The 16793-nt window shown below is 46.1% G+C and carries 15 protein-coding genes, 1 pseudogene and 1 riboswitch; of the genes and pseudogenes, 7 read left to right on the plus strand and 9 right to left on the minus strand.

Annotated features, from left to right (window positions below):
* Positions 1 to 236 precede the first annotated feature (236 nt).
* Positions 237 to 572, plus strand: a complete 336-nt coding sequence (locus BUB37_RS05410; protein ID WP_244526744.1) for a helix-turn-helix domain-containing protein — start codon at positions 237 to 239, stop codon at positions 570 to 572.
* Here BUB37_RS05410 and BUB37_RS05415 read toward each other — a convergent pair.
* The 3 genes from BUB37_RS05415 to BUB37_RS05425 all read right to left on the minus strand — a co-directional run bounded on the left by BUB37_RS05415 (position 510) and on the right by BUB37_RS05425 (position 5236).
* Positions 510 to 1778, minus strand: a complete 1269-nt coding sequence (locus BUB37_RS05415) for a purine-cytosine permease family protein (RefSeq protein ID WP_072989939.1) — start codon at positions 1776 to 1778, stop codon at positions 510 to 512. The two genes, BUB37_RS05410 and BUB37_RS05415, sit on opposite strands and share 63 nt — an antisense overlap.
* Entirely contained in the window at positions 1771 to 2805 is a 1035-nt protein-coding gene (locus tag BUB37_RS05420; protein WP_139278070.1) for a 2,5-dihydroxypyridine 5,6-dioxygenase NicX family protein, read from the minus strand. Before BUB37_RS05420 ends, BUB37_RS05415 begins: the two co-directional genes overlap by 8 nt.
* A gap of 76 nt (positions 2806 to 2881) precedes the next feature.
* Positions 2882 to 5236: a TonB-dependent receptor gene (locus BUB37_RS05425; protein ID WP_072989945.1), complete on the minus strand. Its 2355-nt coding sequence runs from the start codon at positions 5234 to 5236 to the stop codon at positions 2882 to 2884.
* A 111-nt stretch (positions 5237 to 5347) separates the two neighbouring features.
* Between BUB37_RS05425 and BUB37_RS05430 the strand changes: the two genes are divergently transcribed.
* The gene (locus BUB37_RS05430; RefSeq protein ID WP_072989948.1) at positions 5348 to 6574 is read left to right on the plus strand and encodes a hypothetical protein; all 1227 of its coding nucleotides are present in this window, start codon (positions 5348 to 5350) and stop codon (positions 6572 to 6574) included.
* 21 nt (positions 6575 to 6595) lie between these two features.
* A pseudogene (locus BUB37_RS05435) lies at positions 6596 to 6856 on the plus strand (DUF3526 domain-containing protein); the annotation flags it as partial.
* A 69-nt stretch (positions 6857 to 6925) separates the two neighbouring features.
* Here BUB37_RS05435 and BUB37_RS05440 read toward each other — a convergent pair.
* The 3 genes from BUB37_RS05440 to BUB37_RS05450 all read right to left on the minus strand — a co-directional run bounded on the left by BUB37_RS05440 (position 6926) and on the right by BUB37_RS05450 (position 9332).
* The gene (locus BUB37_RS05440; protein ID WP_072989955.1) at positions 6926 to 7495 is read right to left on the minus strand and encodes a dual specificity protein phosphatase family protein; all 570 of its coding nucleotides are present in this window, start codon (positions 7493 to 7495) and stop codon (positions 6926 to 6928) included.
* A gap of 121 nt (positions 7496 to 7616) precedes the next feature.
* A complete protein-coding gene (locus BUB37_RS05445) occupies positions 7617 to 8717 on the minus strand; it encodes an acyltransferase family protein (RefSeq protein WP_072989958.1) in 1101 nt (366 codons plus the stop codon).
* Between the two features lie 27 nt (positions 8718 to 8744).
* Positions 8745 to 9332 (minus strand): ankyrin repeat domain-containing protein, encoded by a 588-nt coding sequence (locus BUB37_RS05450; protein ID WP_072989961.1) that lies wholly within the window; start codon positions 9330 to 9332, stop codon positions 8745 to 8747.
* Between the two features lie 220 nt (positions 9333 to 9552).
* On the opposite strand from BUB37_RS05450, the gene BUB37_RS05455 reads away from it, so the two are divergent.
* From BUB37_RS05455 to BUB37_RS05470, 4 genes are all read left to right on the plus strand, one after another.
* Positions 9553 to 11634 carry a helix-turn-helix domain-containing protein gene (locus tag BUB37_RS05455; RefSeq protein WP_072992524.1) on the plus strand — a complete coding sequence of 694 codons (2082 nt, stop codon included), beginning with the start codon at positions 9553 to 9555 and terminating at the stop codon, positions 11632 to 11634.
* A 72-nt stretch (positions 11635 to 11706) separates the two neighbouring features.
* Positions 11707 to 11804: riboswitch (SAM-I-IV-variant riboswitch) on the plus strand.
* Positions 11805 to 11853: 49 nt separating this feature from the next.
* A complete protein-coding gene (locus BUB37_RS05460) occupies positions 11854 to 13149 on the plus strand; it encodes a Na+/H+ antiporter NhaC family protein (protein ID WP_072989965.1) in 1296 nt (431 codons plus the stop codon).
* A 205-nt stretch (positions 13150 to 13354) separates the two neighbouring features.
* Entirely contained in the window at positions 13355 to 14218 is an 864-nt protein-coding gene (locus BUB37_RS05465; RefSeq protein WP_072989968.1) for an outer membrane beta-barrel protein, read from the plus strand.
* Positions 14219 to 14472: 254 nt separating this feature from the next.
* Positions 14473 to 15033, plus strand: coding sequence for a DUF4494 domain-containing protein (locus BUB37_RS05470; RefSeq protein WP_072992528.1), 561 nt, complete (start codon positions 14473 to 14475; stop codon positions 15031 to 15033).
* Positions 15034 to 15181: 148 nt separating this feature from the next.
* Here the strand turns inward: BUB37_RS05470 and BUB37_RS05475 are convergent, their stop codons facing one another.
* The 3 genes from BUB37_RS05475 to BUB37_RS05485 form a co-directional block, all read right to left on the minus strand.
* Positions 15182 to 15478, minus strand: coding sequence for an EF-hand domain-containing protein (locus tag BUB37_RS05475; RefSeq protein WP_139278071.1), 297 nt, complete (start codon positions 15476 to 15478; stop codon positions 15182 to 15184).
* A 168-nt stretch (positions 15479 to 15646) separates the two neighbouring features.
* The gene (locus BUB37_RS05480; protein WP_072989976.1) at positions 15647 to 15910 is read right to left on the minus strand and encodes a YgjV family protein; all 264 of its coding nucleotides are present in this window, start codon (positions 15908 to 15910) and stop codon (positions 15647 to 15649) included.
* Positions 15911 to 15912: 2 nt separating this feature from the next.
* Positions 15913 to 16386, minus strand: coding sequence for a MarR family winged helix-turn-helix transcriptional regulator (locus BUB37_RS05485; RefSeq protein WP_072989979.1), 474 nt, complete (start codon positions 16384 to 16386; stop codon positions 15913 to 15915).
* Between the last annotated feature and the right edge of the window lie 407 nt (positions 16387 to 16793).

Raw genomic sequence — 16793 nt, forward strand, 5'->3', positions numbered from 1 at the left:
CTTGCCCTATGCTGGCAATTCATGTGATTCCCATTTGATGTTTCCGAAAAGTCCGTGTGTTTTTTCTTATATCCCTGTCACAATCTACAATATTATTTATTTCTACGGCCTGCAATGAAAAACATTAAGCACTTAACTGCCTTGTTTTTTGTAACCTTGATGCTTTTGTTCAAGGTGGCAGGCTTACATGCGCTTGCACATAACGTTGATGATTCCGATGCCCAACATTGTGAGGTGTGTCATATCACATCAGCGCCAAACGTCTCAATCAAATCTTAAAGGAAAAGCTTGATAAAACGGGGGTACAGCTCATTCATAACAGACTTATGTTGGAAGCCAAGCGACAAATTCTACACAGTGAGAATACGATCAAGGAAATAGCGTACAACCTCGGGTTCAAGGATCATTCCCATTTTAGCCGTTTCTTTAAATTGCCCCGGGCAAACCCCGCAAGCGTTTCAGGCCAAGGTGAAGGACCATGTGATTTCGCACCAAAACATCCTGTACAACTAAGGCTTTTTGTTAAAAATCTTCTTTCGGTTGGGTATGAGGTAGAAGAGCCCTCCCAATAGAAAGGAATCAATAAAGTAAGCTCCGGTAAGCTGAAATACTTCCAAATAGGTGAAAATACATATTACCGAACTTAAGCCCCAACTGATCAGGGCCGTTGCTTCCCAAGGTCGGATCTCGTCCAGATGGTACTGTTGGTTTTTCACCCAAAAAAAGTGGATGAAATATATGGAGGAAATAGACGGGGCAAAAATGCCCAAGAACTCCAAAAAGTCGAAAAGATAGGTGGCAAAACCCAGCATGGCGAGTAGGGTTCCGAAGATACTCGATACAATGGTCACCTTCTTGAAGGTCCATTTTTTATGGATGGTCGTAAAGGTGAGGCTGGCCGAATACAAATTGGTGGCATTGGTGCTCCAGGTAGAAATAAACAGCAATAAAAAAGCGGGAATCACCATATGGTATTGTTCCATTATTTTAATGATATCCACTTCCCCGGTCTGTATCGAGGGTGCCGCACTTAATATATAGGCCAAGGGCGTTCCAATGGTCAGGCCAAGAACGGCGCCTAGGCTTTGCTTGTCGGTCTTGATAAACCTTGAGAAATCGGCCATTAAGACCGGAAACAGGATGGAGGCCCCCACCAATATGGAAGTCGCCTCAAAAAGGGTCATGCTATTTTCCGCAGGTACATAATCGAAGAGTTGCCACGGACTCTCCAATTTTTCCAAGGAAAGGTAAAAGACATAGCCCAAAAAGGCGGTTAAAATGGGGATGGAGATATTGGCCACCTTTTCGATACTGCGTATACCATAAACCGTTGTAATGGTGATAAACAAGCTGGTTACGATGATAATGAGCGATTTGGGAATTTCTATGGCAAAAGTGCTGATTGTGGTATCAAAAATGGCAATGGCCAATAATTCCAATGCTACGGCGAACCAGCCGACCAAGGTAACCCCAAAAATAAAGTTGACGATCTTGGCCCCCTTTTCCCCAAAACTAAAATGGAGGATCATATAGGTGGATAACCTTGACCTATTGCCTATCAATGTGGTGGCCATGCACATGAGGGTCAACACCAAGGTCGATACCCCAAAGGCAATAAGGGCCTTTTCGAAGCCGAGGGCCAAGGCAATCTCCGAACCCAAGAACAGGGTGGATACCGACAGGCCGGTACTGGCGATGATAAGGGCAACGACCCAACCCGACACAAAGTCCTTCGGGGCTACTTTACTCGTGCAGTATTGGTTTTCGTGGTCAGACATTGACGGTATTTAACAAGCGCTCTGCCAAAGGTCTTAATTCTTGGTGACAAACTTCGCCATTGTCCGTAATTTGAACGTCATCGAAGTAAATACTGGTCTTGGCCACTACGCCGTCAAAATGCGATTTCGCCATTTGTCCGAAGGGGGGCATATCCATGGCACTGGTATGTCCGAAGCCAAAATCGACCCCGCCCCAAATACGTTCGTCCTCTACCAGTTCGCCCGTAATTTTATGGACCTTGGGATTGAATCCCAGCATATTGTGTGAAATCTTATACATATTCCCATCTTCGAAGGAGGCGAGGTAGTCCTTAAATGCTGCGGCCCCCTCCCCTTCCACTTCGGTGATAATTCCGTCTTTCAATAAAAAGGACAGCTTGTTCGTAGGTTGGGCATGCTGTAAATAATCGAAGACGATACGCCCGTTCATACTGTGCAGTTTGGGTACGATGTTTACAAAGCCCGGTGCCGTACCGAACTTCGGCATGGAAAAATCGCCATCATCGTAGTCAAAGGTATAGTCGGTATCGATGGCATAGGAGACATCGGTACCGTTTTTACTGGTAATGCGAACGGTTTTTGCCTTCATGGCCATATGGGTAAGCCTTTCCAACAACTTTTTTAGGTCAGGTATGCGATAGCCCGTAAAAACACGGTCAAGGGAATCGATACTGCTTTCCGCAATGATCAAATAACGCAGTTTTTTGTTGTTGCGCATGGCGGTTTCCCAAATATCGGAATACAGGATAACGACGGCATTGGCCTCGATCCATACATCCGCTTTCAACAGTGCTGCAGTCAGGGCTTCCGAAGGCCAATCCTTCATTCCGGCCTGACTGTCTTTTTTGGCTTGGGGAATGTACATGACCAAGGGCAGTGCACCGGCCTTTTGCGCCGCTTGCGCCATGGCATCGATGGTTGCCCTTTCCGTTCCGAGATCGGCGGTTATGGCCACGGTCTCCCCAGGCTTTACCTGGAACATTTCTTCAATCAATATTCTAGAAAAACGAGCTCTTTTGGTTTCCATATGTACGTTTAAAAAATAGGATGATAAGGGCATCTTTGGCGATGCCCATGGTATTTTTAGGTAAAATGAATGGGTTTTAGAACTTCACGGAAACGGAGGTTCCAACGGTCAAGGGCTGCCCTCTCCAGGCCACGTCATCGGGACTCCCTACAAACTCTCCGGGGGAGAATTCTTGGTAGTACGCCTTATCGGTCAGGTTTTTGCCCCACAGTTCAAGCTTCCAGTTTTTATAGGAAAGTCCCAAACGGGTATCCAATAAAGAATAGGCATCGGTGGTAAAGGCGTCCCGGTTGCTCTCGTGCCAGTAGGTCTTGCCCGTAGTATCGAGGTTTAGGAAGCCGCTGAACTTTAAATTATCGGTAATATCAAAGGACGATTCGAGTCCAACGCCGAAGGTACTAACGGGAACAAAGGGTGTTTTTTGACCGTTATAGGCGGTATTGTCGGTAAGGGTACCGTCTTCGCCACCGGTGGTTCCACCGTCCACGATCTCGGCATCCGTCAGACCAAAATTGGCAAAGACATCCAAGAAGTTAGACAATCTGGCACGGGATTCGAGTTCAAAGCCGAACACCTCGCTTTTATCATAGTTGTACACACCTGCTATAAAGGTGGTCAGGTCCAGGATATATTGTTGCTGGTTGTTCAAGGTAGAGTAGAATACCGAACCGTTGAAGATAAGGCGGTCGTTCCAAGAACTGGTCTTAAATCCCAATTCGTAGTTGTCGGATGTTTCATCGTCAAAATCGCCATTGAACAAATCGGTAGGCTGTGCGTTATAGCCCCCGTTCCGATAGCCCCGGCCGTAGTTGGCATATAGCAATACATTTTTATTGGCTTGATAGGACAAGGATACCTTGGGCTGAAATTCGCTATTGTCCCTTTCGGAATTCGTCGCAAATAGGAGATCGTCTTGCGTAAAATTATCCATATCCAAACGGAAACCGGCGGATAGCGTGAGTTTGTCCGTCAATTTATAGTCTCCAAAACCGAACAGGGCAATAGTCTGTGTCTCATTGATGTAATCGGCGGTATCATAGGCATCGGGACCGCCAAAATCGACCCCTGTGGTACCGTTTTGATAAAAATCCTTTTTGATTTTCTGATAAAATCCACCTAGGCTCCAATCGAATTTGGTATTCGTTTTGGCATTGGTAAGCCTAATCTCTTGGTTAAAGGTCTTGGTGGTAATTTCCTCGCCCTGTGTCAATCCGTCCAACTCCAGAAAATCCAGATCACCGTTCGTGGAACGATCTACCTTGTTGAACGAGGTTATGGCCTGTAGTTTCACCCCAGATAGGTTATAGTCCATTTTAAGGGTACCGTAGTTGTTGGTCATTTCCGATCTTCCCAAGACATCGGAAAAGATAACGTTGTTACCGTCCGATGGGTTGGGGTCTAGAATGCCACCGGTAAATTCCCCATCTGTTCCCGTTGGGTTGACCGAATAGTAGGTAGCACCGCCATCTATATTAAAATATTGGTAGGAACCGGTTATGGAGAAATTGGAGGACAACCTTGCCTTCAACTGCCCCCTTACATTGATATCCTCCCTAAAGTCTACCTTTTTATCCAGAAACTCGTTAGTCAACAAGCCGTCAAAATCTTTGTACTGTGTAGAAAAACGATAGAACAGTTTGTCTTTGATGATCGCCCCGGAAGAGACAAACTGGGCCAGCTTAAAGCCCCCGTTGCCACCCCCCAGTTTAAGCTGGTTGCCCATTTTGTTGGTGGGGTCCTTGGTGTAAATGTTTACGGCACCGCCAATGGCATTTTTGCCATATAGGGCACCTTGGGGGCCCTTGACTACTTCGACCAATGCCAGGTCGTACAGGTCTTGGCTCAACAAACTGGGATCGGGAACGGTGACCCCATCTATAACGAAGGCCAAGGGGGCATCGCCTCCCCTCACCTGGGGAATACCACGGACGGTAATAAAGTTCAACCCAATTGATTGTGAAGAATTGAATTTTAGGTTGGGGACCAGGCTCGAGAAGGAGCTGATATCGGTAATACCCGCCCTTTCTATACCTTCCGAATTCAGGGCCGTAACCGATTCGGGCGTGGTTTGGATGGATTCCGTTCGCTTACGTGACTTGCCCATTACGCCCGAGAAACCTTGCACGGTAACCCCGCTCAGGGATACGGCCGTTTCCTCCAGCCCTACTTCTATATGGGATTTGCCGGAAACAGGTATTTCCTGGGTTTCAAAACCGATGTAGGAGACGGATAGCACCGCTTCGGTTGAGGAGACCGTGATTTCAAAATTTCCATTGTAGTCGGATATCACCCCGGTCGTTGTTCCTTTTTCGGCGATCGTTGCCCCGGGCAGGGGTTCCCCGTTTTGGTCCGTTACCTTACCGGTGACCAAAGTTTGGGAAAAACCCAAGCTGGAAACCAAAAGAAGAACGAGTGCAATTGAATTTTTCATGTCCTGTTTGAGATTAGTTTACCTGCTAAAAGTATACCCTTGAATATTAATTATGATTCATTCTAAGTATTAAAAATATTTTTCATAATTTTAAATTTAAAATAGGAATTTATGCTAACCGGCTCTGGTTCACTGGTCTTGACCTCGGAATACTTTAAAATACTACTCAATAAGGTACATGAGGAATTTATGGACAGGCACGGGTTGGCACAGCTGCCCAAAACATTTCAACTATACGGCTATGGGGCCTATGATGAAAACAAGCCGAGCCTTAAGAGCGATTTTGAGCAATTGGGCTCGGAGTTTATCAATGGAAAGTACCTCTACGATAAATCGCGGGACCTCGAAAAAGGAAAGCCCCTTATCAAATTGAACCAATACTATAAGAACATTATTCTGTTGTATTTGGGGTATAGCGATTATGAGGCCTTTATAGGGGAATACCGGCTCTCTAAAAGCGAGCACGACAAACAGCTCGACCTGATCCGCAGCAACAACGATGAAATTACCTATTACTACATCAACTACTATTTTGGGGAGGACAATACTATTTTAAAGGGGCAGACCATCATCTCCAAAAATTGGAAAAAAATAAAGCATATTTTTATGTATCCCTTGGCCGATGGCAGTATGAGGGAGTATTACAGCCACGGTAGCATCAAGCGGCAGGGCGATACGCTCACCATAAAAACGAATACCCTTTCGGGCGACCGATACATCGACGGGGCCAGTGAGATCTATTATTTGGGGCACAGGGCCCCTTCGAACATCCAATACCTGATCGGTACCTATTGTACCTTTGATCTGTTTACCAATACCGTTGCAGGACGTTCCATTTTGGAAAAATGTGCCACCAAGGAGGAAATGGAGGAAAAGTCGAAAGACCCGAACATTCCCCCTTATATCGCCATGGAAATAAGGAACAAACGTATCGTAAACCCCAGCGTCGTACCCCGGCATGCCCTTGAACTGTCCAGTAACAGTCCCTATGCCTCCCTATACGGCAAGCTTCCGGGCACCTATGACGTTACCTTTGATTTTGCCGATGGATTCAAGGAAAACCTGAAGTTCAAGATACGCCCTACGAACTACGAAATAGTTACCCTTACCGAGAATGTTTACATCGAAAAAGACCGTATCGAGCTTTTGAACAAGGGATCGGTAATTAATTTCAGGTTTAATTTCTCGGGCATTATCGCCCTGGAGCGGGTGAACATTTATTTTAAAAGTTATTACCTAAAGAATGAAAACAGTACGCAAGAAGGGGTGTTTAGTGGGATAGATAATGAAAATAGGTTGGTGAACGGGTCGTTGATCATAACCTTTACCGAAGCCTGACCCACCCACGCCCAACTTAGTTTCAACATATTGGCGGGAACGGATATGATTAGCCATTTGGGCTTCTTAAAAGAACTGGGCAAGTTTCACGAGAACCTGCGTTTGGGGTTTTACACTAAAATCTTTGAAAACAAACCTGCGGATTCGGTCGATTGGAGCAAATACAAAGTGGCGTATTATACAGCGAAACGCGACATAGACTGGGGTTATTTGGTGCTTCCTACCTTGCTCATTACTTTGGTCTTGGGCGGCTTAGGGGCTTATAAACTTCGAAAGTTATAAGGAAGTTATAAATTGACAGGGCCGGATAAATTTCCGGCCCTTGTTTTTTTGTGGATTGTACATTGATCATTAGAAGCTGCTTTCTTGCCCCAATTTCTTTTTGAGCGCATCAACGTCCAAAGACTCAAGTAGGGTAATCAGATTGGGAAACCTGCCTTGGTGGTAGCCAAAACGGTCTTCGGTAAATTCGGCAATGGCCTGCTTTTTGCTCCAGTTGTCGAAAACCATTCTATAGGCGGCCACAATGGCCCCGGTTCTATCGGAACCGTGCCAGCAGTGCACAAGTACGGGTTTCTCCGCTTGTTGTAATAGGTACAAGGCATTAAAAATATCCGCTTCGTCCAATTTTGAGGCTTTTAAGGGGATACGATCCAAATGCAGTTTACTGTCCTTTAGTTTCTTTTCATCCGTTTTTTGGCGTCTAAGGTTCAGGATCGATTGTATGCCCAGGGCTTCCAACTCCTGCATCCCTTTTTTTGAGGGTTGCTCCGATCGGTATAAGCCATCACTTACCCGGTATAAATTATGAAAGTGATCGGAAGCTATTTTTTCTGACCCGCCCTCTTGAGGCGCTTCGTTGGGCAAGGAAAATGCCAATGATATCAGTGAAAGGAAGATAAAAGCGGATACTTTATGCATGGTACCGTACTATGGAAGGACAAAGATAGGAAAGAGGGATAAATGTAATCGGGGGCTCCTCCCTTTTGGCGGTAAAAAATCCAGCCCCAGTATTCTCTAGGGCCGGATGTTAATAGACTATTTAAATGGCTTCCTTGGCCGTAGGATGCCCTTGCAATGATTTTTCCTTTGGTGATTTTTCCAAGCGTAACCCGAACAAGGGGCGTAAAACCCCAATCCTTCGGATCAAAAACTCGTATAGTATAAAACAGGTCGTAAAGGTAAATACGGTAATGGCTACGAACTGTAAAAAGGGAGGTATGTTTAAGGGGAGGATCAACCAAGCCCCTAAATACAAGGCGAACATATGGATGATATACACCGGGTAGGCCGCCTTGCTCAAATATTCCAACAGTCGGCCGGGCCTGTTAAGGTATTGGAACGCAAGTCCGAAAATACCGAATATCCAACAGGTCGATTCCAAGGCCATTAAATAGCCCGGGGCTTCCATATGGTACGCTATAAGTCGTAGGGTGTACAGCCCTAGCGCCAGTGCCAAATAGGCCCATTTCCATTTTTTCAGGGTATTCCAGAACGGACTACCGATATAGACGAACAGGTATCCGAAAAAGAAAGCCAGGGCTCCCAGAAAAAAGCCGTGCCAGGTTTCGGCATAAAGGGAGTAGATCTGTGGCTTTACCCAAATGGCCTCCAGTACAAAGAACAGGGAAACGGTCAGTGGCCCCGCCACGGTACCCATTAATTTTTCCAATAGCTTTTTAAGCCTTGCCCCGCGATGCTTCAACAGAAGAAAAACAGGAAGAAAAATAAGGACATAGGCAAAAATATTGCCCAAAAACCACAGATGGCCCGTATGGGGATAGTACGTCAACGGCTGCTTGTAGAAGGCTTGAAAAAGATACATGTGCAGGGGCGAAATGGCCACGATACCGAACAGGAAGGGTATAAGTATACGTTGGGTGCGTTCTCCTATCAGTTGTTTCCAGTTGCGCTTTCGCATGGCGAAAAAGAGTCCCATTCCCGATACAAAAAATAGAATCGGAATGCGCCACACATTGAGCATGCTCATGGGTACCCACAATCCCTCAAGGGCGTTTTCGCTGCGTACAAAGCCAACGAACATGGCCCAGGGCTGAAAAACAATGGCTATATGGTAGATCAATAACAAGGCTATGGCGATGACCCTTAGCCAGTCTATATCGTAACGTCGAACGGTTTTCATGACTGTCGTTTTTTGAAGGGTTATATGTTATTGTAGCATCATGGCGATAACGGGACGTGCCTTTTCCAGTTCGGCCAAGTTTAGGTCCAATCCAATAGGCCCCAATTGCTGCTGCATCATTTCATAGATGGGTTTCATGTCCTCAAAAGGTCCGGAGACCGTTTCCCGGGGGGTAGCGCCATAGTTGTTCTTGACGGTTTTGTCGGCCTTGGCGTCCATTAGTAACTGTACCAGTTCTACCCTACCAAAAAACGCGGCCACGTGAAGGGCGGTGGAACCGTCGTTGTTTTTTATTTCAAGATCGGCACCGGCATCGATAAGGGCAGCGGCGATTTCGGTCTTGTCAAAGGTTATGGCCGACATTAAAGGGGTGGCCCCACTTAGGGCATCTTTTTCGTCAAGGTCGGTACCGGCTTCGATATGCTGCTTTACGGCTTCGAGGTTGCCACTTACCACGGCTTGTGTCAGGGGAATATCCGGTGCGCTTACTTCGGTCTTGGCCATGGTTTGGTCATTGCCCTTCTGTTTTTGTTGTCCGCAGGCGGCTAAGCACATGGCTATAATAAGGAGTACATAGCTCATTTGTTTGACGGGACGGTTTTCTTGTTTTTTCATGATTTTACTTTTTTGTGATTTGACTAATAATTTGATATTCCAAAGGTCCCGTATACGCTGATGCAGCACCAATCACCTATGGGGCAATGTGTATAAGCCTTGCGGAAGTGATAAAAATTATGGCGCAGGCATATAAATTATGACGCAACTCCCTTATTTTTATCTTGGCGCGTATTCGATTATATTTGTTTAACCCGTGGCCCGCCACCAAAAAAATACCATGCCGAACCCGTTAAAAGGAAGTCCGTTTACCGAGCAGGCCGAAGCCTTGATCCTAGCCCATTTAAGCGATGAGCATTTTGGGGTATCGGAACTGGCGGCGGCCATGCACATGAGCCGTTCCAACCTTTTGCGGAAATGTAAAAAACAGACCCAACTTTCGGCCAGTCAGTTTATTCGGCAGGTACGCCTACAACAGGCGATGGAGCTGTTGAAGGATTCCGACCTTACGGTTTCCGAGGTTTCCTATCGCGTGGGTTTTGGCAGTACTTCCTATTTTATCAAATGTTTTAGGGAACACTATGGCTATCCCCCCGGGGAAGTGGGCAAACACGCTGTGACGGAAACGATTCTTGATCCCGGGCAGGTCCCCGAAAAACAGCTTCCTTTTTTAAAACGCTTTCAATGGCCTTTGACAGGGGCAATTTTGTTGTTGCTCATAGGGTCCTTTTTTTTGTGGAACCCCTTCTCCCCGGGTTCCGAGGCTTCCCAGAGACCCGATATTGAAAAATCGATTGCGGTGCTTCCCTTTAAAAACGAGAGCAGCGATTCGACCAACCTCTATTTTGTAAATGGTTTGATGGAGGCCGCTTTGGGCAACCTGCAGAAAATCGAGGATCTAAGGGTGGTCAGCCGTACTTCGGTAGAAAAATATCGCAATTCCGACCAGAACATCGGTGAGATAGCCTCCGACCTGGGGGTCAGTTATATTGTGGAGGGCAGCGGGCAGAAAGTGGGCGATCAGGTGCTGCTGAACATACAGTTGATCGATGCCGCTACCGATTCCCGCATCTGGGGACAACAATATACCCACGAAGTGGTAGATATCTTTGCCCTGCAGAACGAAGTGGCCAAAAAGATCGCCAATGCCGTTGAGGCGAACGTGACCCCTTCGGAATGGGAACAGATCGATAAAAAGCCTACCGATAACCTGGTGGCCTATGATTACTACCTCAAGGCCCAAGAGCCTTTTTTATTGAGATCGGAAGCAGGCTTGCAAGAAGCTATTCCCTTGTTTGAAAAAGCCCTGGAAGAAGATCCCGAGTTTGCCCTGGTCTATGCCGATCTGGCCATTGCCTATTACTATTTGGATCTTTATAAAAAGGAAAAGAAGTACACGGAGCAAATTAACAATTATGCCGATAAAGCCCTGCTCTACGATCCCAAGCTTGCCGAAAGTCTTATGGCCAAAGCCCTTTACTACCAGCATACGGGCGATTATCGCTTGGCGGTGCCCCACCTTCAAAAAGCCTTGGAATACAATCCGAATTCTTCGGCGGTGGTACAGATGCTGGCCCTCCTGTATTCCAATTTTATACCCGATACCGGAAAATACCTCGAATATGCCTTGAAGGGAATCCAATTGGATATTGCGGCCAATGATTCCGTAGCTAGGAGTTACATCTATCTAAATTTGGGCAATGCCCTCATTCAATCGGGTTTTACCGAAGAGGCCTTGGATTATATTGAAACGTCCCTGCGGTTCAATCCACAGAATTACTACGCGCCCTACGTAAAGGCCTATATTTTATACGCCAAGGACAGGGATTTGCAACAAACCCTTAACCTTATCAAAACGGAATTGCAAAAAGACACTAACCGCTTGGATATTTTACAGGAAACCGCCAAGTTGCATTATTTTAAAAGGGAATACGACAGTGCCTACCACTATTACAAACGGTTTGATGAAATTAGAACATCAAAAGGGTTGGCCATCTACCCCCAGGAAGATATTAAACTTGCCTTGGTATATGAAAAAATGGGGTTTGCCGAAGAGGCTTCCCGGTTTTTCAAGATGTATGTAGACTATTGTGAACGGGATCGATCCATTTATAAGCCGGCCAGTATGGCGGTCAGATATGCCCACGAGGGAAAGCTCGACCTGGCGATTGCCCAACTCAAGGAATTTGCGACCAAAAACCATTACCAATACTGGATCCTGTTGTTTATGAAATTGGATCCCGCAATAGCACCTTTACAAAAACATCCCGAATTTGAATCGGTAATGCAAAAAATCGAAGATCGGTTTTGGGAGAACCACGACCGGTTGCAGGAAACCTTGCAAGCCAAAAAACTACTCTAAGGAAGCAGGTCCGGGAAATTAACTTTTTTTAAGATAGGCCGATGGTTTTATACCCTACTTTTGCCGGCTTAAATTAATTATCAAGAATCTCAAAAGAGGAGATAGCAACCTGCAATAACAAGCAAGGTGCTCAAGAGATAGGCCAATCCGTTGGAACAAATGTTACCCCATACGTCCTCGTATTTGCCGCTGTTTCCTTTTTGAAATGCATATGGAGCAATGGCAGTTACAAGCAAGGTCACCCCTAAATTTTCGGCGTTAATCCCCCTTTTGGTCTTTGTTTTTACCTTTTTGGGCGTTGGTGTCCACCAAAGCGATTTTTACGCCCTGCCCGCCCCTATGGCGGTTATAGTTGGCGTTGTGGTAGCATTTATAATGTTCGGGGAATCCGTGTCAGCAAAGATTAGCACCTTCTTAAAAGGTTGTGGTGACGAGAAGATATTGACCATGTGCTTGATCTATCTCTTGGCCGGAGCCTTTGCCGCCATTACCACAAAAACCGGAAGTGTGGATGCCATCGTTAATATGGGGTTGGACTTAATCGCCCTTCGTTATATCTATGTGGGAATCTTTGTCATTGCAGGGTTTTTGTCGGTCTCCACGGGTACCTCGGTGGGGTCCATCGTAGCCCTGTCTCCCATTGTAGTCGGGTTTGCCGATGAAAGCGGTGCCGATCTGGCCCTCTTGTGCGGTGCCTTGTTGGGAGGGAGTATGTTCGGGGATAATCTATCCGTAATCTCCGATACCACCATTGCGGCCACCCAATCCCTGGGTTGTAAAATGGGCGATAAGTTCAGACAGAATATTAAAATTGCCTTGCCTGCGGCCCTGCTTACCACGGGTATCCTACTCTTTCAGGGTTGGGACCTTACATATGCCGAAACGGAGGCGGCCACCTATAGCTATTCGGTACTAAAAATACTGCCCTACGTCTTGGTCATTGTTCTCTCCATTCTAGGTGTCAATGTGTTCGTGACTTTGTTGCTGGGAGTTGTTTCAGCGGGACTCCTGGGAATTGTTTCCGGGGATTTTACGCTAATGGAATCGTCCCGGATCGCCTATACCGGGTTTACCAATATGACGGAGATTTTTCTATTGTCATTGCTCACGGGAGGTTTGGCGGCCTTGGTGGAAAGAAATGGAGGGATCGATTATATTCTGGTCAATATAAAAAAACGCATCAAAAGCAAGAAAACGGCCCGGTTGGGCATCGCGACCTTGGTGGGCACGACCAATTTGGCCATAGCCAATAACACCGTATCCATTATCATAGCCGGCCCCATTGCCAAGACCATAAACGATGATTACGGCCTGGATACTAAGGGCACCGCCTCCATTCTTGATATTTTTGCCTGCATTTCACAAGGATTATTGCCCTACGGGGCGCAGGTTTTGATGATCTTAAGCTTTTCAAAGGGAAGGTTGGACTATCCGGATCTGGTGCTCAATACCTGGTACCTCTTGTTCTTGCTTGGCTATACCTTGCTCTTTATCATTTTTAAACCAGCGAAATAGCTATTGGTACGGGATATCACCCGATAACCATGACCAAGGATGGGACATTTTTTGGTGTTAAAACCAAAGGGGATTTTGCAGGAAAATTCTTTTTAAGGGTATCTTTACGGTCTCAATTTGAATTAGGGCTATGTAAAAGTCAAGGGGCATCCCCCATAGGCTTTTCCAGGTCCGTTTTTTTTCACTTTAAACTTTACTTATTAGTATGAGACATTTAATTACAGCATGTACGGCTGTTTTGATCGGTGCAGTATCGTACGGACAGATGGAAGTTTCCGTAAGTACCGGTTATGCCATTGGTAGTGCGACCATGAAACTAGGGGAACGCGTAAGCCTGTCCGAAACCGAAAACGCATATGGGAGCTATGGGGAAGGCGCCAATGTACAGATCAGGGGAACGTATTATTTTGACGATTCGTTCGGTGTGGACCTTGGCGTGGGCTACTTGCAGGGTACGGACCAGGATATATCGGTGGTCAACTTGCCCGACACGGAGGTAGATGCGGTCGCCCGGGCCCGTGCCTTTGGCGCTTCGGCCTCCTTGGTGTATAAATTTACCAATAGCCTGTACGGCCGTTTTGGCGCCTTGATCAAGCTGGGTGGAAAAACAGAGGCGGTCGTGTACCAAAAATCCGTCTTTTCGGAAGCCGAGGCCCAAGCCTTTGGCGTACCGGAAGGCTCGTATTCCGAGACGAATTACAAGGAAGATTATCATGGAAAATTTCCCTTGGGCTTTGTAGGTGCCATGGGTTATAAGTTTAACCTGAATTCCAATTTCAGCCTTTTCGTGGAGGCCGAGTACTACGGCATCAGTTTAAAAAGAAAGGATTCGGAAATTGCCGAGTTCAATACCGATGTGGTACTTCCGGACGGTACGGTAGCGGTAAGCGGACTGTATACCTTGGATAACCTTCCCGAGGGTTATGTACGCAAAACCAACTATGTCGACGAGTTGTCGAATACCAATACCGATACCTCCAAGGAGTTGTCGCAAAAGGTACCCTATTCGTCGTTCGGGCTCAATTTTGGGATTACCTACAAGTTTCAACGTTCCCAGAAGAACAATTAGGCTTTCGACCCTTCAATGGTGCAACGCCCCATGTACGGCCCCGGTAAGATGTTTTGTTTTACCGGGGCCGTTTTCGTTTGTCCATTAAGGAAGAAGGTTTGGGTATTTGAAGCTTTGATGTACTATTCGAACCCTAATCGTTTCACACCCCGAACGGTACAAACCCCAAGGTGAAATTGTGGATATCTATTCGCGTTTTTTTCATTTTGGGCCTCGGCGATACCCTATATTTGGCACCCCAAAAACAAATTATTATGAGTGCAACCTGGTACGAGTGCAAAATTAAATACAAAAAAATCGATGAAACATCGGGCATGCTCAGGGTAAAGACCGAACCTTTTCTGGTCGATGCCATTTCGTATACCGAGGCCGAAAGCAGGATTACCGAAGAGATGTCCGCTTATCTGAGCGATACCGAAGAAATCAAGATCACCAACATCAAGGTAGCCAATTACGCCGAGATCCATCCCTTTGAGAATTCCGACCGATGGTTCAAATCCAAGGTTTCCCTGATCGCCTTTGACGAGGAAAGCGGAAAGGAACGCAAGACCAATATGTACCTATTGGTACAGGCCAACGATGTCAAGGAAGCCTACGACAACACGGTCAGCGTTATGAAGGACACCATGGGCGACTATACCATACCGGCCATTTCGGAATCGCCCATTATGGACGTATTTCCTTATTTTTCGGGCGAGGAGGACGAACTGGACCGCTTGGAAAGGTTCAATGCCCTGAAAGCTTCGGTACCGGCCGATAACGATATGGACGAAGAACTGGAGATGGCCGATGTGCTATCGGACGAGGAGGAATAGCCCGCAGCAGTCCCCAACTATAAAAAAATCCGCTTGCAAACACTTGGCGGATTTTTTTTTTGGCCCCGATCAAGGCGCTTGCCGTAGGGACGAAAAAAAAGGCGCATCCATACGAATGCCCCCAACTGTATAACACTCGGTTTATATATTACAATAGGGAAAGAATCCCCTGTAATTCGCTAAGGTTAAGACTGGAATCGCTGTCGGTATCCAATACATCAAAATTTTCGGCCACGGAACCGATGGCCTCCGTTGAACTGATGGCCTCGTCGTTATTGGTATCCAATAAACTGAAAAGGCTGGCCACTTGCTGAACCGTAGAGTTCGAACTTAAGGATGCCAACAAGGTGGCGGCATCGGAAACATTTGACGTGTTTACGTTCTTGACGCCGTTACAGGCCGTTAGGGCCAATACAAGCGCTAGAGATGAAATTGTTTTCTTCATAGTTAATGACTTTTTGAGCGCGCAAAGGTAGGCCTATCCCCCCTTCGGCATAAAAGGAATAGACGAATACGGGCGATGATCCTACGAATTTGTCAAATTCATAGATGAAGCAGGCCTATTCTTCCCGGCAGCCGGCATGCTTGCCCATTTTTACCTATGGAAAGAAAATCAACAGGAAGGGCAGTTGGTGTGGTTGTCGAGCTTTGGTCCTTTCTGTTGCTGCCGTAGCTTGCGCAGATGGTAAGTATGTATGACACAGAAGATAGCTCCTGAAATAATCAAGGGGCCCGACTCCAAAAACACGCCGTAGATCACATAGAAGAAACTGGAGATCATATGCCATAGCCTAAAGCCGCCCATATCCTTTTTGGTTACGGCATAAAAGCCCGCCAATATGGCCATATAGCCCAAAATTTCAGCATAAAGGTTCATGTTCACAATTTTTTTAAGGTACGTTCCTTATAATTTGCCTCGTTTAATTTCTCTTCGATCCGTGCCAGTTCTTCCATGAAATGGGGACTATCGGCCAAAATATCGCGGGTAACCTCGGTTCCCGCCTCCCAGTAGGGCTTGAATACGGCAATGTGCTTATGTGCCTTTGGGGTCAGGGAGAGTACTTGCTTGCGCTTATCGCTATCGTCTTCTTGGGTAGCGATATATCCGTTCCGCTTCATTTTTTTGACAATCTTTACCACCGCAGGGTGCGAAAATTGCAAGGTGTCGGCCATTTCCGTTATGGTCATGGCCTGGTGTTCCTGCAATAGGCGGAATATCAGGTTCCAATTGGGCTCTATGTCGAGACCCTTGCTCTTGTACAGGTCCTTGGTGCTGTACAGCAAGGCATCGCTTAGGCGTTTGAGCCTACTGGTCAGTCCCTCGTACTCCATATGTATTAGAAAATCTTCCATTAAGCCTAAATTAAGTAACTGGTTACGCAAATGTATGTTATTTTACGTAACTAGTTACGAAGTTTTGATGTTTTTATTTTCAAATTGGAAATCAATCGGTTCATTTTATCCGCCGCACCTCCCCTAATACGTATTCCCTAATGCATGTTTACGGGTTGGCAATTAACTTTTCAAAAAATAGCAAACTTAAATCGGATAAATTTGTCCGTTATTAATTTTAGGTTTAATTTCGCCCCGATAATTAGAAGGATATTGCTTCCCTATTAGTTCGATGTGATCTTCGCACTTTGTATAGCTGTGATGAGGTACATCTTATGAAGCGTACTGTTCTAAAATATATTTATGACGCATAAGAATCTTAAATCGGATAAAAAGACCTTTTTATACTTTTTAATCTAAAAAGGAAG

Origin of the sequence: Pseudozobellia thermophila (assembly GCF_900141855.1) — a bacterium.
Classification (GTDB): domain Bacteria; phylum Bacteroidota; class Bacteroidia; order Flavobacteriales; family Flavobacteriaceae; genus Pseudozobellia; species Pseudozobellia thermophila.